The organism is Microcoleus sp. Pol17C6, from assembly GCF_036701145.1.
Taxonomy (GTDB): Bacteria; Cyanobacteriota; Cyanobacteriia; order Cyanobacteriales; family Microcoleaceae; genus Microcoleus.
The window spans coordinates 43,079-60,564 of sequence record NZ_JAUBQH010000025.1 but is presented as its reverse complement, the minus strand read 5'-3'; the positions used below and the strand labels follow the sequence as shown (position 1 = coordinate 60,564).

30 protein-coding genes are annotated in these 17,486 nt (G+C 42.1%); 29 read left to right on the top strand and 1 reads right to left on the bottom strand.

Features of this window, described 5'->3' with window-relative positions; genetic code table 11:
• Positions 1-90: 90 nt before the first annotated feature.
• The 29 genes from QUA25_RS14510 to QUA25_RS14370 all read left to right on the top strand — a co-directional run bounded on the left by QUA25_RS14510 (position 91) and on the right by QUA25_RS14370 (position 17,040).
• Positions 91-456: a hypothetical protein gene (locus QUA25_RS14510; RefSeq protein WP_333038940.1), complete on the top strand. Its 366-nt coding sequence runs from the start codon at positions 91-93 to the stop codon at positions 454-456.
• A 103-nt stretch (positions 457-559) separates the two neighbouring features.
• Entirely contained in the window at positions 560-958 is a 399-nt protein-coding gene (locus tag QUA25_RS14505) for a hypothetical protein (RefSeq protein ID WP_333038937.1), read from the top strand.
• A gap of 6 nt (positions 959-964) precedes the next feature.
• The gene (locus tag QUA25_RS14500) at positions 965-1,216 is read left to right on the top strand and encodes a hypothetical protein (RefSeq protein WP_333038934.1); all 252 of its coding nucleotides are present in this window, start codon (positions 965-967) and stop codon (positions 1,214-1,216) included.
• A gap of 21 nt (positions 1,217-1,237) precedes the next feature.
• Positions 1,238-1,528: a hypothetical protein gene (locus tag QUA25_RS14495; protein WP_333038931.1), complete on the top strand. Its 291-nt coding sequence runs from the start codon at positions 1,238-1,240 to the stop codon at positions 1,526-1,528.
• Between the two features lie 186 nt (positions 1,529-1,714).
• Positions 1,715-2,113: a hypothetical protein gene (locus QUA25_RS14490; protein ID WP_333038928.1), complete on the top strand. Its 399-nt coding sequence runs from the start codon at positions 1,715-1,717 to the stop codon at positions 2,111-2,113.
• Between the two features lie 175 nt (positions 2,114-2,288).
• Complete coding sequence (locus tag QUA25_RS14485; protein ID WP_333038926.1) at positions 2,289-2,804, top strand: hypothetical protein; 516 nt, start codon at positions 2,289-2,291, stop codon at positions 2,802-2,804.
• A gap of 150 nt (positions 2,805-2,954) precedes the next feature.
• Positions 2,955-3,278, top strand: a complete 324-nt coding sequence (locus tag QUA25_RS14480) for a hypothetical protein (protein ID WP_333038923.1) — start codon at positions 2,955-2,957, stop codon at positions 3,276-3,278.
• A 168-nt stretch (positions 3,279-3,446) separates the two neighbouring features.
• A complete protein-coding gene (locus tag QUA25_RS14475) occupies positions 3,447-3,956 on the top strand; it encodes a hypothetical protein (protein ID WP_333038921.1) in 510 nt (169 codons plus the stop codon).
• Positions 3,957-4,042: 86 nt separating this feature from the next.
• Entirely contained in the window at positions 4,043-5,476 is a 1,434-nt protein-coding gene (locus QUA25_RS14470) for a phospholipase D-like domain-containing protein (protein WP_333038919.1), read from the top strand.
• A 77-nt stretch (positions 5,477-5,553) separates the two neighbouring features.
• Positions 5,554-6,159: an alpha-ketoglutarate-dependent dioxygenase AlkB gene (locus QUA25_RS14465; RefSeq protein WP_333038918.1), complete on the top strand. Its 606-nt coding sequence runs from the start codon at positions 5,554-5,556 to the stop codon at positions 6,157-6,159.
• Between the two features lie 69 nt (positions 6,160-6,228).
• Positions 6,229-6,825: an SLOG family protein gene (locus QUA25_RS14460; RefSeq protein ID WP_333038917.1), complete on the top strand. Its 597-nt coding sequence runs from the start codon at positions 6,229-6,231 to the stop codon at positions 6,823-6,825.
• 83 nt (positions 6,826-6,908) lie between these two features.
• On the top strand, positions 6,909-7,184 hold the full coding sequence (locus QUA25_RS14455) for a hypothetical protein (RefSeq protein ID WP_333038915.1): 276 nt from the start codon (positions 6,909-6,911) through the stop codon (positions 7,182-7,184).
• Positions 7,185-7,634: 450 nt separating this feature from the next.
• On the top strand, positions 7,635-8,111 hold the full coding sequence (locus QUA25_RS14450) for a hypothetical protein (protein WP_333038913.1): 477 nt from the start codon (positions 7,635-7,637) through the stop codon (positions 8,109-8,111).
• 89 nt (positions 8,112-8,200) lie between these two features.
• Positions 8,201-8,656 carry a hypothetical protein gene (locus QUA25_RS14445; RefSeq protein WP_333038910.1) on the top strand — a complete coding sequence of 152 codons (456 nt, stop codon included), beginning with the start codon at positions 8,201-8,203 and terminating at the stop codon, positions 8,654-8,656.
• Between the two features lie 95 nt (positions 8,657-8,751).
• Positions 8,752-9,210 carry a hypothetical protein gene (locus QUA25_RS14440; protein WP_333038909.1) on the top strand — a complete coding sequence of 153 codons (459 nt, stop codon included), beginning with the start codon at positions 8,752-8,754 and terminating at the stop codon, positions 9,208-9,210.
• A gap of 180 nt (positions 9,211-9,390) precedes the next feature.
• Positions 9,391-10,173: a hypothetical protein gene (locus QUA25_RS14435; RefSeq protein WP_333038906.1), complete on the top strand. Its 783-nt coding sequence runs from the start codon at positions 9,391-9,393 to the stop codon at positions 10,171-10,173.
• Positions 10,174-10,397: 224 nt separating this feature from the next.
• Positions 10,398-10,751 (top strand): hypothetical protein, encoded by a 354-nt coding sequence (locus QUA25_RS14430; protein ID WP_333038904.1) that lies wholly within the window; start codon positions 10,398-10,400, stop codon positions 10,749-10,751.
• A 73-nt stretch (positions 10,752-10,824) separates the two neighbouring features.
• Entirely contained in the window at positions 10,825-11,748 is a 924-nt protein-coding gene (locus QUA25_RS14425; protein WP_333038901.1) for a DUF5131 family protein, read from the top strand.
• An 80-nt stretch (positions 11,749-11,828) separates the two neighbouring features.
• A complete protein-coding gene (locus QUA25_RS14420; RefSeq protein WP_333038900.1) occupies positions 11,829-12,059 on the top strand; it encodes a hypothetical protein in 231 nt (76 codons plus the stop codon).
• Between the two features lie 382 nt (positions 12,060-12,441).
• A complete protein-coding gene (locus QUA25_RS14415) occupies positions 12,442-12,810 on the top strand; it encodes a hypothetical protein (RefSeq protein ID WP_333038897.1) in 369 nt (122 codons plus the stop codon).
• A 2-nt stretch (positions 12,811-12,812) separates the two neighbouring features.
• Positions 12,813-13,190, top strand: a complete 378-nt coding sequence (locus QUA25_RS14410; protein ID WP_333038895.1) for a hypothetical protein — start codon at positions 12,813-12,815, stop codon at positions 13,188-13,190.
• Between the two features lie 49 nt (positions 13,191-13,239).
• Positions 13,240-13,554 (top strand): hypothetical protein, encoded by a 315-nt coding sequence (locus QUA25_RS14405; protein ID WP_333038892.1) that lies wholly within the window; start codon positions 13,240-13,242, stop codon positions 13,552-13,554.
• Between the two features lie 29 nt (positions 13,555-13,583).
• Positions 13,584-13,832 carry a hypothetical protein gene (locus tag QUA25_RS14400; RefSeq protein ID WP_333038890.1) on the top strand — a complete coding sequence of 83 codons (249 nt, stop codon included), beginning with the start codon at positions 13,584-13,586 and terminating at the stop codon, positions 13,830-13,832.
• An 85-nt stretch (positions 13,833-13,917) separates the two neighbouring features.
• The gene (locus tag QUA25_RS14395; RefSeq protein ID WP_333038888.1) at positions 13,918-14,283 is read left to right on the top strand and encodes a hypothetical protein; all 366 of its coding nucleotides are present in this window, start codon (positions 13,918-13,920) and stop codon (positions 14,281-14,283) included.
• 4 nt (positions 14,284-14,287) lie between these two features.
• Positions 14,288-15,271, top strand: coding sequence for a hypothetical protein (locus tag QUA25_RS14390; RefSeq protein ID WP_333038885.1), 984 nt, complete (start codon positions 14,288-14,290; stop codon positions 15,269-15,271).
• A 56-nt stretch (positions 15,272-15,327) separates the two neighbouring features.
• The gene (locus QUA25_RS14385) at positions 15,328-15,837 is read left to right on the top strand and encodes a thermonuclease family protein (protein ID WP_333038883.1); all 510 of its coding nucleotides are present in this window, start codon (positions 15,328-15,330) and stop codon (positions 15,835-15,837) included.
• A 6-nt stretch (positions 15,838-15,843) separates the two neighbouring features.
• Positions 15,844-16,452, top strand: coding sequence for a hypothetical protein (locus QUA25_RS14380; protein ID WP_333038882.1), 609 nt, complete (start codon positions 15,844-15,846; stop codon positions 16,450-16,452).
• A gap of 11 nt (positions 16,453-16,463) precedes the next feature.
• Positions 16,464-16,793, top strand: coding sequence for a hypothetical protein (locus QUA25_RS14375; RefSeq protein WP_333038879.1), 330 nt, complete (start codon positions 16,464-16,466; stop codon positions 16,791-16,793).
• A gap of 16 nt (positions 16,794-16,809) precedes the next feature.
• A complete protein-coding gene (locus QUA25_RS14370; RefSeq protein WP_333038877.1) occupies positions 16,810-17,040 on the top strand; it encodes a hypothetical protein in 231 nt (76 codons plus the stop codon).
• A 124-nt stretch (positions 17,041-17,164) separates the two neighbouring features.
• Here QUA25_RS14370 and QUA25_RS14365 read toward each other — a convergent pair whose 3' ends face one another.
• Positions 17,165-17,419 (bottom strand): hypothetical protein, encoded by a 255-nt coding sequence (locus QUA25_RS14365; RefSeq protein WP_333038875.1) that lies wholly within the window; start codon positions 17,417-17,419, stop codon positions 17,165-17,167.
• Positions 17,420-17,486 lie beyond the last annotated feature (67 nt).

The window sequence follows — 17,486 nt, the reverse complement described above, 5'->3', positions numbered from 1 at the left end:
ATCAGAGAAACGGAATTAAAAACTGTTTCCAAGGTTGTTAGTGTTTTGCTTCGCTTTGAAGTATTGAGTTATTTACTTAGAAACTTAATCATGGACAAAATCAATTTTGCAGGTGTTGAAGGTGAAGTTATCGAAACATCACCGCACGGCAGTTACGTTGTAGTAAGATTGAGCGATCGAATCACGATTGTCGGCACAACCAATAATCAATTCAATTGGGAAGAAATGCCCGATGCAGCTTCAGGATTTGAATCCTTCATCACGTACATAGGCATTCGATCGAAAACTGAGGCTACTACATATCTCAATCTGGTAGCTACAGTTGGCGGTTACACACTCCCGAAAGAAGCCGAACCCAGAAAAGCCAAGCGGATTAAAGATTTCCCGTTTGAAATGAAAATACGTGGGCTAAGTCCTGAGTTTGTTGCTGAAGTAATTCGCTGCAAGAAAAAGTAGCTGACCATTCAACTACCTAAAAGCTAAGACCTAAGTTTCTCTTTACTACTTCTGTAAGGAGAAACTTAGACTATCCACATTACCTAATTCACCCACAATTCTTATGTCTGACAAAATAGTTTACGATGTGATTCAACGATTTGAACTTATTGACGGTGTACCTCAATTGATTTCTACTGACATTAAAACAATTCAAGGTGGAACAACTTTGTTTTCGATCGCAGAAACTTGGTTAGCAAAGAATACTCAGTTAGTCCGGTGCTACACAGAACAATACGTTGGCTACAAAAACAAACGTGACAAAAGATATCAACTGGTTCTCACTCCTAGAGCAACTTCTCTTCAAGTAGCATTCCCCGCATCTAATTTGAGTGGCAAAGTTAAGTTTGTTACCGAAAACGATGCGCTATTTCCTTACGCATTGAAGGTGTCGATCGAGAACAAAGAAACTCTTATCAAGCTTCTTAATGACCTTTTTCCACAACACCAACAACAGCAGTAACAAAAGATGTATCCAAACGAACGTGAACGACAAGTTTTTGAATCTGAACGTGAGAAATCGGAAATCACTAAAAAGCTAAAGTTGGCTTTCAAATCGTTAGCTTGGCAACATTACCACGAACAGATGAGTGAAGCCGAGTTTAACAAACGTTGGCAAATCCATCAAATTCATTCGATGGATTACTATCGAACTGTTTGGTATCTCATGGAGAAAGGCTTTTCTATCCAAGCATTGTTAAACAGCCAATCAGAAACCTAACCTACTTCTACTTCTACTACCATGATTCAGATTGATTCAGAAACAGAACAGACAACTCTACGCCTACGTGATGCGTTCCGGGTGCTCGCATGGCAAGTCTTTGAAACAAATCCTGAGATTCGTGAAGATTTAAACCAGCGTTACACCAGATTCTACAGTCGCTGGAGACAGTGCAAGATTCGATCGATGGATCTAACTGAACTTTCTCTCTTAGCAACAGAAAGAGGTTTCTCGATCGAACAACTGTTGACTATCAGAGAATGTTACTACTCCATCGCGCAACCTTATCCAGACCCTTTTGCTGATGATTAATGGTTGACCTAGACCTAAGTTGATGATGGTGAGTTTATCTTTCCATCATCAATCGATCGATGGCTACAGCTACGAAAGAAAGAACCTACAGTAGTTTTTCTGTGAGGTTCGCTTCGCGATAGGGAAATGAGATAGGTATTCTACTTATTTCCGAATTTACTGTACATTTATCAAAGGAATTTCATCATGGCTATTGTTTTTATGTCCAAAACTGCCAAAAAGCGTAGTTTGTTGATTGATGCGCTTCGTATTCTTGCCTGGGAAGAGTACAAGTCTACCAACAAAGAAGCACTCAAGAATCTTCAGTATGGCGGTTATGCTGTGTTTGACAAAGAATGGCAAGTTGATGAGATTCATAACAAAGGTTATGAAGATCTTCTCGCCTTTGCTAAGAGTTTAGAATTTTCTGAGGCTGAGTTACTTTCGATTCGATCGAAATACTATGCCAAGAAAACTAATACTTCTGGTAGCACAGCTCCCGTCAAGAACAGCAGTTCATCTAACGGACATAACAACACCGATATCCCTGAAGATGTTGGTGAAGATGTTGATGAAACGCATTATGATGATAGTGCTCCGTTTTAGCTTTTCTTAGCACAAATTGATGATGGAGAGTTCTTTACTTTCCATCATCAATAAATTTTCATTGTAGATTCATTCGATCGACAACTAGGAAAGAGAAGAAGTAACAGAAGTTTTTTCGCTAGGGTCGCTTCGCGATAAGGAAGCAGTGAAATATTGTCATTAGGAGCCTAGTATCATGGAAAAGATGAAGAAAGTTATCCCAAATCTCTCTGAATTTAAAGAGTATTTGAGAGACTTAATTGTCGAAATGGAATATAGCCATAGTAGTTTGACCAATAAAAGGTTAGAACTTTGGTTGTTTAATAAAGTCCATCTTGGCAACGGACAAGTCAGCCTTGGGTTTTATGACGAAAGGTTGTATCAGCTTTGTCAGAGGCTTTATCCAGGCTGTGATATAGGTTTGTTGACTTATCATGGCAAAGAAAGAGGTGGCAGTTGTGGTTTGATTGCTCCTCATCGAGATCATGGGTATGGCAGACCGATCGCAGTCTCTCTGAATATTGGCATGGCAGAATTTGTCGTTGATGGCAAAAGCTGTGTGTTGAATGATGGAGAAATTGTGAAATTTAATTGTAAGCAACTCCATTCTGTCCCTCGCATTATGAGTGAGGAAAGATTTAGTTTGGTGTTGTGGCAATTGAATCAAGCCAAAGGTTATCGATCGCAAATGGTAGAGCCGATCGAATGGTAAAATAAAGTTAAATATTTTGGATTTGACCCAAAATATTTAACTTTATTTACTAATCGGTTAATGAAGAAACAATGGTGAACCTAAGCGTTTTGTAGGGCTTCGCCATTAGGGATTGAGTTAGATGTTGTGTACTTTACTTAGAGTTTTATCATGGCTATTCACATTTTGACTAAATCTGAAAAAGAAGCATCCAATATGAGAGATGCTGTTCGTATCATGGCTTGGTCACAGTTCAAGGCTGATAATGATACCGATCTCAAAGGTTTAGATTTGTACGAAGTTTTCAAGCGTGATTGGGACGAGTACGAGATTCATAAAATGGATCTGCCAGCAATACGTGTGTTTGTCAGCAAGTTGGGTTATACAGCCGAAGAATTGATGCAAATTCGATCGGAATATTACGCCAGCAAGAAAGAATACAACAACGGCAACAGCAACGGTAACGGTAACAGCAATAGAACGGATGTATTTTAGTTCTAGCAGTACCGATCGATAGTAAAGAAAAGCCTCAGTATCTGTCATGGATATTGGGGCTTTCAAATTAAGAAAAAGAGCAAGGTAAAGATTTTTAGTGAGGGCGCTTCGCGATAAGAAAGTGAGTTGTAAATTTGCAACTCACTATCCCTTACTTAGGTATTTATCATGGCTAATTTAGTAGAAACAATGACCACAATCGTAATCGCTGGTGAATTGGCAGCAATTGGATTGTTAGCAGGAACTGGATTGATTGGTTATGCAAAAGTCACAGCAGCCCATGTGCAGTTAGTCCAGACAGCGAAGCAAAGTAGATATGATGCAATTGTGAATTATGGTGAAATTAGAAGTGTAGCCATCTACACAGGCGAAAAGCCAGCAATTGCAGAGTGTTTGAGCGGAGTTTGTGGATCGAAAGTCACATTGCCCAGCGGTGTAAATATCAAATCGACTTTTAGAGGTATTGATGCGAAAGTTGCAGGCAAAGCAGGCAGCAATGTAGCAACCTTGATTAGTTGGAGTAGCGAAACCAATAGCGGAATTGGTGGCAGTTATGGCCAGCATGGAACTATTACTTTTAGCCACCCCTGGACAAGAAAGAAATTTTGTTTAGTTAGAGGCGGAGCTCATGGCAATCTGGGCGAAGTTGTGATTAAGCAAGATAAGGAGTGTAAATAGCAAAGACAAAGTAGAAGAAAATCTCTAGCACCAGCTAGAGATTTTTTTTTAGACCCACGTAAACATTATTCATCACCCAAAAAATCATGAACAAGAAAATTGTCGGTTTAGCAGCTTTAATTCTCGCTAGTTTCGCTTCCTGTCAATTCATGAAACCAAAATCAATAGAAGAAATTCCCGCAGCACCAGTAGTCAAAGCATTGCCTCAAGATCCATCACTCCAGGTTTATTTCAATCAGTCTCAAGTTTCTAGCTACACTGAGCCTTATCGCCAAATTACTCGTCCAGGTCATGATTTAGAACAGCTCATGGTCTATTCCATCAACAGCGCTCGTGAAAGTGTCGATGTCGCAATTGAGGAACTTCGTTTGCCTCGAATAGCGCAAGCTCTAGCGCATCGGCATCGCTCAGGTATCAAAGTTCGAGTCATTATCGAAAATCTCTACAATCGTCCGATCGCTCTTTCTCCCTCACAGGTAGCAGCGTTGCCCAAGCGAGAGCGCGATCGCTATGCCGAACTCGTTCACCTTGCAGATAGCAATAAAGACGGTTCACTTTCGGATGCGGAAATCTCCAGCGGTGATGCTCTGGCGATCGTCCGTGAAGCAGGAATCCCGATGATAGACGATACCGCTGACGGTAGCAAAGGCAGTGGATTGATGCACCACAAGTTCATCATCATTGATGGCAAAACTCTCATCGTCACTTCAGCCAATTTCACTACCAGCGATATTCACGGCGATTTCAAGAGCGCCGAAAGTCGGGGAAATCCGAATAATCTGCTCAAGCTTCAAAGCCCGGAGCTGGCCAAAGTTTTCAGCGAAGAGTTCAGTCAGATGTGGGGAGACGGGCCTGGCGGAAAGCCAGACAGCAAATTTGGTGTGAAGAAGTCTGCTCGCCCGATCGCCAGAGTTCAAGTCGGCGGTGCGACCGTCGCGGTTCAGTTCTCGCCGGCGACAAGCAAAACTCCCTGGCAGCAGACACCGAACGGATTAATTGATCGGACTTTAGCCACCGCATCCAAGTCCGTCAATCTGGCGCTATTTGTGTTTTCTGCCCAGCAGTTGGCAGACACATTGGGAGCTAAATCCCAGACTGGAGTAAGTATCAGAGCTTTGGTTGATTCCAGTTTTGTCTACCGCCCTTACAGCGAGGCGATGGATATGATGGGAGCCAGCTTGCTTGAAGGCTGCAAATTGGAAGTCGAAAACCGTCCCTGGAGTCAGCCACTGGCGACGGTCGGAATGCCAAAACTCCCTGTAGGCGATCGACTGCACCACAAGTTCGGTGTTGTTGATGGAACCAAAGTCATCACCGGTTCTCACAACTGGACTGAAGCGGCCAACCGGGCAAATGATGAAACGCTGTTGGTTATCGAGAGCTCCACGGTCGGCGCTCACTTTGAGCAAGAGTTCGTAGCTTGCGGGCGCGTAGCGCATCGAGTCTATCAGAATGCAATCCTCGGTCTACCGCAGCGCATCAAGCAGAAAATGGATTCACGGAAATCTGAATGTAAGTAGATAAGTCTCCAGCCCTCGCTGGAGATTTTCTGTTCTCTAGCGCTTCGCGTTGATGAGTTGATTTCTAAATAAAAATTATGTTGCACCTCAAAAACTATTTCTCTGTTTGTGAACAATATAATCTCGTTGAACTTATCCGAGATGTAGTCAAAGCTAACGGCGGAATAACAATTCCCGTAATGCCATCTGGTCAGAAATTCAACTGTCGCCAAACCAGTTGCGGAATTGTTGGCTGGCTTTCCGATCGAAAAGGCTACCGTTATTCCTATACCAATCCAGTAAATAATCAACCCTTCGCACCAATGCCGACAGAGTTGGTAGATAGTGCTCAACGTTTAGCCCAATTAGTTGGTGAATTTGATTACCGGCCCGAAACCTGTCTAATCAACTTTTACCCAGCCACCGGGAAAAGTAAGTTAGGTTTGCATCAAGATAACACCGAGAGCAACCTCAAACCCTGCATCATTTCGATATCTCTCGGTGATGATTGCAGTTTTGTCATCGGCAGCAACCGCAGTCGCAAAGATCCACTCGACGGCATCCTTTTACGATCGGGCGATGTCGTTATCTTGCACGGTGACAGCCGTTTAGCCTATCACGGAGTCCAAAGAATTCTTCCCAAAACCTCGGACTTATTGAAGAACCACGGCAGATTAAACTTAACCATTCGCCAAGTTTATTAGCCAAGAAATAACACAGAAATAAGTAATGCTTCGCCATGAGTTGTTGATTCTTTTTCAGAGAAATAACTCATGGCAGCAAGCAATATTCCTGCTTTACAACAACGAGTCAATCGAAGTCTTAACCGCGAGACTCAATACAATTTTCATGAACCGTTTGATGTGAAAGAGTACCACACGGCGATGATTACTGGACATCGCTGGTTCGATTACAACATTCCGATCGATAAACTTATCACAATGGCAGTGAAGCAAGGCGTGACTAAATTCTTGTGTGGTATGGCGCTCGGCACTGACCAAGTTGCAGCAGAGATTTTAGTTCGGCGTAAACTCAAATGGACAGCCGTGATTCCTTGCGCTGATCAACATCTTCTCTGGAAACCTCGTGAGCAAAGTCATTACAAAAAGTTGCTGGAGCAAGCAACTGATCAAGTCTGCCTTTACAAGAATTACAGTCCAGGTGTCATGCAGGCTCGGAATGCTTGGATGGTGAAACGATCGGACATTTGCCTAGCAGTTTTTTCCGGCGATCCTCACGGCGTTGGGGGTGGAACTGCCACAACTTTTGAGATGGCCCGCAATCATAATCTGCTCATTTATCAGTACGTCCCGGCTGAATCTCAGTTCTTAATTGTTGAACCTGCTCACCGTCAGTTACGCCTCTTCTAGCTGTTTTTCCTCACATCCCCCCTTATTAAGGGGGACATCTGACCAACCGCAAACTTAACCAAAAACTCAACCAGAAACTCAAAATGAAGAAAAAAGCAGTTATAGCGCATATTCACAGTCGCATCACCAAACTTGCGAAGGGTGCGATCGAACGCGGAGACATTCTCACTTGCGATCGCATCTCCGACAGCTCTTACTTAATCAAGCGTTCTGTTCCTGATAAAAATGACGGCAAACCACAGACTACCAAATATACTACCGTCGCTGCTGCTAGCCTGCTTTATCTTCTCAATTCCTACGCTTTAGCCAACCCCATAGCAATAACACCAGAAACAACACCAGAAACAGAAACAGTTTAGAATCATTCAGAAACAGAAACAGAAACAATGCTTCGCTGTAAGGGAGTGTTCTGTTTTTGTTTGTGTGTTTAAATGCAAAACCATTCAGCTATCTTCAGATCACCGCAAACTTGGTCACAAGAAGACATCGACTATCTTTTAATAATTGAAAAGATATTCGATGTTGACGCGATCGTAGAAACGCTTAAATTTCGCTGCATCTGTGACTGTCAGATGGACAACGATTCTGATGTCAAATTAGCGTTTGTGCGTTGATTTAAAGCCAAAGTCGAACACATGAGCAACGATATTTACAACGTCGTTGAATCTGAAGCTAAGGTTTTCCGAATTAATTTACCTTCGCTCTGACAAACGCTCTGACAAGAAAACCCCGGCGACGCTTCGTGAAGGCTTCGCCGGGGGGTATTGATTTCTCTATCACTCTGTCCAGCAATCTATCAAAGGTAAAATATGTCCATCCAATCTTCAATTACTGTAGCACAAACTGTTCAACAATTAGCAATCGATTCTGAAACTGTTGAGACTTTAGTTCCTGAGAAAGTGGCAGACCGGATACTACTAGAAGCGATCGGCAAACTGATCGATCTGAATGAAATCGTCGATCGGCTTCAGGCATTAGATTGTCTACAGTGCAGTTTATTTACGCCTGACCAAGTTAAGTTTGCTTTTCTGAAATGGCTTGAGAATCATCTTGAGTCGATCGAAATGCAGCCTGAATGGTTCATCAACAAGGATTTCAAGCATTTCGATCGATATCTACCGTTTGATGACTTACAAGAAGCAACAGACTTGAGAGAGTACGACGTTGATTGTATCCATCAAGAACTTGCTGATGCTCATGAAGCTGGATTATTCGATAATTCAACGCTTGAAGATGAGTTTACTGGAACTCCGCAACAAGCAGCACTAAACGCTCTTAGTTGGTAGAAAACCAGCACAGACACACAGAAAAGCGGTTAGCGTAGGACTAACCGCTTCAGATTCAGTTCAGGTATTTCTCACCCCACAATTCTAACATGAAACATCTCCAAAAAATTGCTGAAATTCGCAATCAAATTGAAAGATTAAAAGTTGAAGCTGAGGCGCTCGAACCTGATGCTATTCTCGAAGCTTTCGAGATTATGGAATCTGAAAACTCTCGCAAAAACGTTGTTTATAACGACGACAATGCCAAAATCGTCATCCAGCTCCGAACTCGCTACGATGACAAAAACCTTACCGTTACTCGATTGGACGAAGACATCAATCGCGAATACGATAAACTGTGTCGATCGAATGCAACCGCCATCGAAAATAGTGACTCTTACATCAACGATTTGAAGGAAATGCTTGCAGAAGCAGAAACAAAACATGAAAAACTTCTCAATTCTCCGTACTTAGAAACGTTACGGAAACAGAGGGCGATCGCAATTAAGAAAACGGAGCATAAAGTGCCAGGTTTAGCGGTTTATGTTCACTACCTAAAACGCTAAAATCAACCTAAAGGGATAGTATTCATTAAAATGCTTCGCTTTAGGTTGTTGATCCTTGACAATTCAGATCTACAGTATTCTACGGTATTTCTACAATGACAACAATCACAATCAATGAATCCAGTTTTCAAGTACAGCCCTTTGTCCGCTACAAAGAAAATCGAGTCAAAGGTTACTTTGTTTTAGAAGGTCAAGAATTTCCTTCGCTGAATATGGCAATCGTAAAGATGAATCATCTAACTTTGACGATCGATTCGGTACTTGCTCGGTTGCCAATAACAGAAATCTGGGGATTTGTCCTTAATGATTCTGGGGGAACGCTTTCAACTTTCGTCACAGTAAAGCGTGATTTCCTACCGATCGAACCTGGCAAAATTTATGAATTAGGCTTTCTCCCATTTAAGACTGATCTAGGGAAAGGCTTCATGGTAAACGCTTTTCCTCGCAATCCTGTCAATGTTAACGAAAAGTACGCTTTAGAAGCTGCTGACGATATCCTCCACTCTGCAATTGAGTTTTGTCATGATGAAAACTTGAACCAAATAGTCATTTAACTTTAGCGTAGCTTGCAATTGTCTTTCCGATCGCCAGCTACGTTAAAGTTAAATAATATCCCAAAGTTAGGTAATGCTTCGCTGAATGGGATTGAGTTTCTTTTAACAACAGAAGCTTAAACAGAAACAGAAACAAAAACAGAAACAGAAACAACTCAGAAACGAAACCAGAAACAAATCATGGAAAACCCAATTATCATTGACGGATACGCATTCAGAATCCCCACTATTCCTAGTCGGTATCGCGCGAATTGTTCCAAAGAATTCGGAATGTTCGTTACTGGTGAAACCAAAGGAATGAACAGCAGCAAAGCCGAGAAAGCTGGACTGACCCGTGGTGAATTTGTCGAAATGGCAATTTGCGCGATCGGACAGAAAACTCTCACTTTCAAACCTCACTATGAAAATGAACAGTTTACCGAGGTCTGGGGAATCCCAGTCGCCGGGGGAATGAAGTCTCACTTTCATGAAAAATGTTCTGAGCTGAGCACGTTTCTTATCCATCGTCAAAGTCAAGACAAGATGAAAGGCTTAGTTGAATGTTTCAGTCGCGACGCATTCAATTCTTGGGTTTCTGAAGGTATGCAAGGTGATGCTAATGAATATGCACTCAGAAAAGCTTCTGATGCTTATTTCACTAACATTTTCCGCTTCGAGATGGTACAGAGCGAGGGTAATTATGGCCCTTACTACTACTTAGCCATTTCCACTCGTCCGATCACCGGTGCTTTTGAAGAAGCTGCCGTCAAAGCTGCTCGGATGATTTTTGAAGATGACCAGAAAGGGTTGACTCATTGTACCGATCCTCGACTCATTGAGAATCAAACGCTGTGCTTAGCTTCTATGCCATCTTCTGGTTTAGCTCTGCCAGCGGGTGCGGGTAGTAATCTCAACGGTAATGGCAACGGTTCTGAAGTTGTTGATGTCGAACAGCAACCTGTCAAGCAACTTAAAGGCAAATAATCTCTACTTCAGGGGAGCAATCCTCTGAAAGTTCAGATTAGGTCACTTTAGGTCACTTTAGGTCACTTTCAGTTCGATCGCACTCTGACTCTATCTGACTCAGGACGATGCGCTACGCGCCCGCAAGCTACGAACTGACCGGAACTGACCGGATCTATTCGACCTCCCACTTTCAAAATCTCTCTCACTTTCTAGCAAACACTCTGTCAAAGAAAGGTAATCTGATGCTGAAAATTATCAAAATAACAAGCGCGACTGGAAATCAAGCACACATTCTCAAACTCTTCAAAGAGTATGTGATAGAAATTCTGAAAAAAGCTGTAGCTGTTGCCGAAGAAAACGGTCAAGAATTTTTGCCTGAATTTCAAAAGTCTGACTGGGAATGGGTCACAGATTCTTCTCCCGCTGAATTAGTCGAAACAGTATCTTGGGCTTGGCACATTCGATCGAATGGCAACGGAACCGATGGCGATTGCACTATCTACCTCAAGTCTGAGCAAGCCATCCGAAGCCACACGTCAGAAAAGTTCATTGAAGCTGATGCGGTCTATGACCTGGATATCACTGTAACTAGCTAGTTTCTCATTTCTCTACATACACACGCGCACGTTAATTATCACGCGCGCGTGATTACCCCAACATCTAAAACACATGAGCAATATTCAGTGGACTGGCATCACGGCTAATCCCATCCATTTGGTCAAAGCCGATGGCAGACACGGCGGACACTGGTGTCATAAAATCAGTCCAGGATGCCTTCATTGTTATGCCGAAACAATGAATCTAAGTAACTACTTCATCTTTGCCAGTGGCTTAGCCTACAGCGGGACAGTTCCTGTCAACATGGTTTTCTCCTCAATCATCATGGAGAAGCTGGTGAAAACGAAGAAAGGTGAGAGAGTTTTCATCTTCTCCATGACTGATTGCTTCGGGGATTGGATCAGTGATGATACGCTGGATTTAGCTTTTGCTTATATGGTGGTAGCGTCCCAGCACACCTTCCAAATTCTGACAAAACGCCCGGAGCGGATGCCGGACTATTTTCGATCGGCAAAAGAACCCATCAGAAAACACGTTGAGGATTTGAGACGGGAACTGAAATTACCCCCGGCAGAGTTTGTGTGGCCGATTCCGAATCTCTGGCTTGGCACGACGATCGAGAACCAAGACTGTACTAAAAGAATTCCTTACCTTTTAGAAACAGAATCAGTAATTTGGTTTCTGAGCTGTGAGCCTTTACTAGAACGGGTAACGATTAAGAAAGAATGGCTAGATCAAATCGACCAAGTAATTATCGGCGGTGAATCCGGGCCCGGTGCGCGTCCCTGTGACCTGGACTGGATTCGATTCATGGTTAACCAATGTCAAAATGCTGAAGATGTGGCGATATTTGTCAAACAACTTGGCTCAAACCCCATCCTCAGCGCCTGCTATATCGACGGAGTAGCAACTACTTACCAAAAACTGAAGCTTAAAGATAAAAAGGGCGGGACGATCGAAGAATTTCCCGAAGATGTGAGATTTCGTCAGTTTCCTGTTCCGAGACAAATGTTGTCGTCTTCTCTCTCTCTCTAATCCTGCCTGAGAAAAAACCTCTGACCTGTGCCAATGGTTCGTCAGAGGTTTTTCTTTTAGCTACTGCCTACTCAACAAATATGACACTCACTAAAATCGGTGGACAAAAAATCGCTGCTGCCAAGATTGGAATTCCTGTTGAAGAATATCAGCAAAATCTTAAGTCTGGTCTGAAATGGTGTTTCTCTTGCAAATCCTGGTTAAAGCTGAACTTGTTTAACCAGATTAAAAATGCGCGCGACGGCAAAGATAACCGTTGCCGAAGCTGTCGTCGAGCTTTCGATCGCCGAAGGTATCAGCCTATTCCGTAGCTTGCGGGCGCGTAGCGCATCGGTATAAGTAAACCCCGAGGTTTCCCCCCGGTTCCTGGCAGAGATGGCGACAAAAATCAAGCTCGCAACCGCGTAAACTATGCAGTCTCCCGCAATAAATTACCGCGTGCACGTAATATCCCCTGTGTGGATTGCGGTCATTTAGGAGACGATGGCGTACCGCCCCGCAAGCTACGACTCCATGAGTATGACCACTACAAGGGCTACGATGCGGTCAACCATCTAGAAGTCGAATGTGTCTGTGTTCCCTGCCATGTCGATCGGGAAGGGCAACGGAGACAGGAAAAGCAATATCACAAATACAGTCCTAGTAAATAAAATAGGGCTTCGCTGTAAAGTTGTGAGTTTTCTGGACAAATAAATGGCGATTCGCATTCCTGACAAAAATGGTAAATTCTCTAACCCTGACCCTGACCCGGAATCTAAGTCAGAGTCAGAATCTTTTAATTCAAAGCCAAAAGAATCAATGTTCGCTAAATTCACAGCGAAACTATCTTGGGAAACCAATAATATTGAGCCTGACCTAGGGGAACTGTTTCCTTATTACAAAGACTACTGCTACATCTTTCTAACTCCTAACTGTGATGAAGAGTATGTAGGAGAAGGCTATGGAATCTATCGAGATTGCTTAGACAAATACGATGAGATTGGTCGGCGGTTGGCAAAAATGTGGCCGATCGAACAAGTGACCGAAGACAAGAAAATCAATCACAACAGTCGAGGTAAATGATTATGGCAATTCGCATTCTTCCCAAAAATCATCACTCCTCTGAACCTGAACCAGAACCTAAGTCTGATTCAAGTTCAGGCTCAGGTTCTGGTTCAGGGTTTGATGTTGATTTAGTATTTCAGAAATTAACAGCTAAACTTCGCTGGGAAAAGGAACATATTAAACCTGAATTGGGTGAATTGTTCCCCTCCTATGACGACACCTGTTATATCTTTTTAACACTTCAATGTGATGAAGGATATGTGGGAGAAGGTTATGGCTTTTACCACTCTCGCATACAAGAATATGATGAGATTGGTCGGCGTTTGGCTAAGCTGTGGTCGATCGAACAACTAACTGAAGACAGGAAAGTAAATCATTATAGTCGTGGTGCTAGGTAGCCAATAAGTAATGCTTTGCTGTAGGGGAGTGACCTTTTGCCATAGTAATATGTCACTTCCCTATCTCACGAAAATTGACAATTCAACTTTCATCCATCCTTCAGCTATTCTAGACGATCGACCAGCTCTGAGATTAGCTAATCGACTACGCTGGGATAGACTCAATATCGCACCAGAGTTAGATAAACTGTTCCGCTACTACCGCAACACCTGTTCGATTACAGATAAAACTCAGGGCTTTGAGGCTGCTAAGTCTCCCGAAACTTACGATGAAATAGGTCAATTGTTAGCCCAGATGTGGTCGATCGATCAACTTACAGAAGTCAGAAAACTTAATTATTACCGTCGTGGAGCTTCGCTGTAGAGCAGTAGTTTTTAGCTAATCGTTGACCAATGAATATTCAGACTTTAGAGCTTTTGGGACAAAACAGCCAGCAACAGTATAAAAAGCTGACAACGAAAATGTTGTTTGAGAGAGATATTGAGTCATTTTTAGGCTCAATATTATTCCCTTATTACAACCACTACTGTGTTATCTCGGTATTTGGTATCAACTATTCTCACTATCAATTTGGGATTTTTGACAGCGGTTGCCGTTCCGATCGGTACGATCGAATTGGAATGCTTCTGAAAAGAATCTAAAAGACTAGAAAAATTGACTGTTACAAACGCGATGTAACAGTCAATTGACTCAAAACACCAACTCAATTAATTGTACTCTAAATCTATGCAAGTATTTCTTACTGGAACCGAAAGACTTGAGAAAATGAACCAGGAAATGTGGACGCGAATTCATAATATCACAAAGCTCAATGCTACAATTTTGATTGGAAACTATCGTGGTTTCGATCAATTAGCATTAACCTTGTTAAATGTTTTAGAATATCCCAAAGTTAAAGTTTACGAAGCAGGAAGCGGTATAGGCTTCGGCTATCCAATCATTGATGTAGGTCGATATCCACGTCAAGATATTCTAATGAGTCGATCGGCAGATTATATGTTGGCAGTCCACGACGGTCTTAGTTATGGAGTACGAGCTAATTTACGACGGATGCCCGCTAACAAAACTCGAATCATTTTCGTTAACATTTGAAGCCATGAAACCAATCATTTTTGACCACAAGAATCCTAACCGCGATCGCAGCCTGAAAATCTTTGAGGAAATCCAGAAAGATTTGCTTAAAGAAATCAGGGGCGATCGCACCTATAAAATGCCTCCAAACTACATAAACTGGCATATTTTGAGCGGAATTCTCTCGGTAGCTTTGTCAAGTTGCAGCGCTGAATATGTGAAAGTTGATATTTCAGCATTTATACATAGCTACCGAACAGCTCTTTGGTTTATCAAAGATGCTCCTATTTATTGTTTGACTGAGCAATTGATAGAAGCATTCGATCAGACTGATGCTCTTTATAAACCTTGCGTCCTTAAAGATTGGCAACCATCGTTACCTACTTTTTTGCTAGCCATACCTAAAGGCTTGATTTATACGCCAGACGGTGCTGAAGTGGATTATCTCACAATCTCTTGTAGTGATTCTGAATATCCTGAATGGAATTCCGGGACGTGGCATGACATTCAAATTAAGCCGTTTTCGCTACAACACGATCGATATTTCCAGATTTGCACCGTAGATTCATTAGAAACTGTTTGGACTTCAGGAACTGCGGTTAAAGCTGACGGTACTTTGATTTACGATGAAAATGAGAGTTTGGGTAAACATACCATATCGATCGATGATAAAGCTTTTCTTCAACGCATCCGAAACTTAGTAATCAATGTGTTGTTGACTCTGGAATTTTCACCGTCATTGTTGACGACGGTTACTGAATCCGAAATCAAGAGAAAAAATAAAGGATTCCAGCCTATCGAACCAACTTCTTCTAGTGTCAGATATCCCCGATGGTTGGGCAAAAATTATCACACTTTCTCGGTAATATCCACAGACCAAAAAACTCATTTTTCTCCGTGTACCCACTGGAGACGAGGACATTGGAGGATGTTAGAATCAGGTGAAGGTAAGCGCTGGCGAGATAGTAAACGGCTTTGGATTGAACCTGTTTTAGTCAATTCTCAATAGCCTTTAATTAAGCATTAAAACTAAATTACAATAGATAAAATACTTTTGAGGCTACCATGATAACACCAGGAACTGTCTATAAGTGCTTTTCTAAATGGGTATTTGATGGTGATACTTTATCGCTAGATTCTCAAGGTGCAGAACTAAGAGTAAGATTGCGGTGGATAGATTCACCTGAATCTCAAAAAAATGGGCAAACTAGCACCGATCCCCGAATACTTAAACACTGGGAATGGGCACAAAAATCTAAGACAGCTTTGATGAATTATGTAGCCGGAAAATCAATAATCACGGTTCCGATCGAGAAAGATATATACGATCGCTGGGTATGCGATTGTTACTTTGACAAAATATCGGCAGCAACCAACATACAAATTCAGTTATGCAAAACTGGAATGGCAGTTACTTATATGCCATTTAATCGCTTTGCCTACAATACCCGCGAATTGACTGTACTCAGAGGTGTCATTACAGAAACTGCTGCTGCTAATCGTAAAAAATTAGGGCTTTGGTCAGAGCCTGACCTAATTCTTCCTTACGAGTTCAAAAAGTTAAATTTATCCTGAAAAAGAATGCAATTAGCTGAAAAAATTGTTAACTATATGAAAGCCAAAAATTACCAATTGGCTACACGAGCGGGAGAAAAAAACATAATTTATGTGGAAGGGATGAACCCGGACGGAACCCTCAATGCCGATACTCCAAATCATTTCAATGATGCCCGACTGCTTTTAGTTTTTTATGATGGATTGCCCCAGATCGAAGGTGCTTGGGAAGCAACAACCGAACCGGGCTACTACTACACCGACAATCCGATGAACCCTAACGGTGCCGCTAGAATTGCCTTTGGGCAGTATCGAGCTTGGCAAGTCGGCCTTCACGGTTACTCTCACCCGCACGAAGCTCTTATCCAGGTTGCACCTGTTCGCGTTTACCGAGATTGGAACCGGGACATGATGAGGACTGGGGATGCGATCGATGAAGGTTACTTCGGCATAAATCAGCACCACGGGTACGGTCACCCTAAGAACGACATTTACACCGCCGGAGCTGGATGTTTTGTAGGTCGCGATCCTGACGAACACTTTGATTTTATGGATCGCGTCAAGTCTGACCCACGGTATATTGCTGACCCAAATTTTGTATTTCCAACAACTATCATTCCAGGTGACAAACTCTAATCTATGGAAAAATGAAGCAAGAAACGCTTGATTATGTTGCGGGTTCGATCGGTATTATTGCAACCATCTCAACTTATATTTTTTGGCTAGCATCTCGACAAATTAAGGTTGATTTAGTCTACAAAATTGATAAGTTTTGTCACAACTTTAGCAAAAAACAAGAAAGCGATACAATATCTACTGCGTTTAAGTTACGGCGCTGGCAAGATATGAATAAACTTCGATGGATAACTTTAGAATGTAGAATGGAGGCTATTGAAAAAAAATTGGATATTGGCTCGTGCAATATTATTGAATCGATCGAAAGACAATTTGACGATGACGATGAAGGTCAAGACTAAATTACTCTAGAAAACTATGAACTTTAGAAAACCTACTCAAGAACAATTAGATATTTTGTCAACTGTTTTCGGGGGTATCGCAGGCATCGCAGAATTGCTTGTTGCTTGCAAATTCGTTACCAACGAACATGGTCAACTTGTTGCTGGGCTTGCATTAATTGTTTGGAGCTTTTTTAGTAACAAACCACCTCGCATTGTTAAGCTCAGAACATTTCCAATATTACTAGATGAGTTGGTTGAGGAATAGTACCATTAAGAATCCCACCACAATACCTAAGACAAAAAACAAAACTGCTAACTGATCCATAAATCTCATAGTAAAATCACGGTTTAGAATGATTTTACTATGAGATTTAGTTTTTGGTTATAAATTACGGATTGTTATTCATTTTCTCCGCTATAACCTTCAATGTTACTGCTGAACCAGCTACTATACCTATAATTGCTCCGGCAGTAAAAGAGTCTACTGGATTGACCAACTTTTGTTGCTTGTATGCTTCACTTGCCTGACGCGCCTCCTCTTGTAATTCTTGCATTACATCGGGGACAATTTCAACAGTTGCCAGTATCGCTGTTGTCAGGGTTCCGGCAAGAAATAAAGATTCGCCTGGTGTAGGTTTACGCATTTTGTCTCCTAGTTTTGTTTGATTGATGTACTACCATCGAATTGACGATGGACTAGAGGATGAATTG

What these genes read in the sequence shown, in the direction of transcription:
- QUA25_RS14495 (WP_333038931.1), top strand. Translation starts at nt 1,238, where the DNA reads ATGATTCAGATTGATTCAGAAACAGAACAGACAACTCTACGCCTACGT.
- QUA25_RS14490 (WP_333038928.1), top strand. Translation starts at nt 1,715, where the DNA reads ATGGCTATTGTTTTTATGTCCAAAACTGCCAAAAAGCGTAGTTTGTTG.
- QUA25_RS14400 (WP_333038890.1), top strand. Translation starts at nt 13,584, where the DNA reads ATGAATATTCAGACTTTAGAGCTTTTGGGACAAAACAGCCAGCAACAG.
- QUA25_RS14440 (WP_333038909.1), top strand. Translation starts at nt 8,752, where the DNA reads ATGACAACAATCACAATCAATGAATCCAGTTTTCAAGTACAGCCCTTT.
- QUA25_RS14465 (WP_333038918.1), top strand. Translation starts at nt 5,554, where the DNA reads ATGTTGCACCTCAAAAACTATTTCTCTGTTTGTGAACAATATAATCTC.
- QUA25_RS14510 (WP_333038940.1), top strand. Translation starts at nt 91, where the DNA reads ATGGACAAAATCAATTTTGCAGGTGTTGAAGGTGAAGTTATCGAAACA.
- QUA25_RS14445 (WP_333038910.1), top strand. Translation starts at nt 8,201, where the DNA reads ATGAAACATCTCCAAAAAATTGCTGAAATTCGCAATCAAATTGAAAGA.
- QUA25_RS14455 (WP_333038915.1), top strand. Translation starts at nt 6,909, where the DNA reads ATGAAGAAAAAAGCAGTTATAGCGCATATTCACAGTCGCATCACCAAA.
- QUA25_RS14405 (WP_333038892.1), top strand. Translation starts at nt 13,240, where the DNA reads ATGTCACTTCCCTATCTCACGAAAATTGACAATTCAACTTTCATCCAT.
- QUA25_RS14450 (WP_333038913.1), top strand. Translation starts at nt 7,635, where the DNA reads ATGTCCATCCAATCTTCAATTACTGTAGCACAAACTGTTCAACAATTA.
- QUA25_RS14385 (WP_333038883.1), top strand. Translation starts at nt 15,328, where the DNA reads ATGATAACACCAGGAACTGTCTATAAGTGCTTTTCTAAATGGGTATTT.
- QUA25_RS14460 (WP_333038917.1), top strand. Translation starts at nt 6,229, where the DNA reads ATGGCAGCAAGCAATATTCCTGCTTTACAACAACGAGTCAATCGAAGT.
- QUA25_RS14430 (WP_333038904.1), top strand. Translation starts at nt 10,398, where the DNA reads ATGCTGAAAATTATCAAAATAACAAGCGCGACTGGAAATCAAGCACAC.
- QUA25_RS14420 (WP_333038900.1), top strand. Translation starts at nt 11,829, where the DNA reads ATGACACTCACTAAAATCGGTGGACAAAAAATCGCTGCTGCCAAGATT.
- QUA25_RS14365 (WP_333038875.1), bottom strand. Translation starts at nt 17,419, where the DNA reads ATGCGTAAACCTACACCAGGCGAATCTTTATTTCTTGCCGGAACCCTG.
- QUA25_RS14485 (WP_333038926.1), top strand. Translation starts at nt 2,289, where the DNA reads ATGGAAAAGATGAAGAAAGTTATCCCAAATCTCTCTGAATTTAAAGAG.
- QUA25_RS14375 (WP_333038879.1), top strand. Translation starts at nt 16,464, where the DNA reads ATGAAGCAAGAAACGCTTGATTATGTTGCGGGTTCGATCGGTATTATT.
- QUA25_RS14505 (WP_333038937.1), top strand. Translation starts at nt 560, where the DNA reads ATGTCTGACAAAATAGTTTACGATGTGATTCAACGATTTGAACTTATT.
- QUA25_RS14395 (WP_333038888.1), top strand. Translation starts at nt 13,918, where the DNA reads ATGCAAGTATTTCTTACTGGAACCGAAAGACTTGAGAAAATGAACCAG.
- QUA25_RS14380 (WP_333038882.1), top strand. Translation starts at nt 15,844, where the DNA reads ATGCAATTAGCTGAAAAAATTGTTAACTATATGAAAGCCAAAAATTAC.
- QUA25_RS14410 (WP_333038895.1), top strand. Translation starts at nt 12,813, where the DNA reads ATGGCAATTCGCATTCTTCCCAAAAATCATCACTCCTCTGAACCTGAA.
- QUA25_RS14390 (WP_333038885.1), top strand. Translation starts at nt 14,288, where the DNA reads ATGAAACCAATCATTTTTGACCACAAGAATCCTAACCGCGATCGCAGC.
- QUA25_RS14480 (WP_333038923.1), top strand. Translation starts at nt 2,955, where the DNA reads ATGGCTATTCACATTTTGACTAAATCTGAAAAAGAAGCATCCAATATG.
- QUA25_RS14500 (WP_333038934.1), top strand. Translation starts at nt 965, where the DNA reads ATGTATCCAAACGAACGTGAACGACAAGTTTTTGAATCTGAACGTGAG.
- QUA25_RS14435 (WP_333038906.1), top strand. Translation starts at nt 9,391, where the DNA reads ATGGAAAACCCAATTATCATTGACGGATACGCATTCAGAATCCCCACT.
- QUA25_RS14470 (WP_333038919.1), top strand. Translation starts at nt 4,043, where the DNA reads ATGAACAAGAAAATTGTCGGTTTAGCAGCTTTAATTCTCGCTAGTTTC.
- QUA25_RS14415 (WP_333038897.1), top strand. Translation starts at nt 12,442, where the DNA reads ATGGCGATTCGCATTCCTGACAAAAATGGTAAATTCTCTAACCCTGAC.
- QUA25_RS14475 (WP_333038921.1), top strand. Translation starts at nt 3,447, where the DNA reads ATGGCTAATTTAGTAGAAACAATGACCACAATCGTAATCGCTGGTGAA.
- QUA25_RS14370 (WP_333038877.1), top strand. Translation starts at nt 16,810, where the DNA reads ATGAACTTTAGAAAACCTACTCAAGAACAATTAGATATTTTGTCAACT.
- QUA25_RS14425 (WP_333038901.1), top strand. Translation starts at nt 10,825, where the DNA reads ATGAGCAATATTCAGTGGACTGGCATCACGGCTAATCCCATCCATTTG.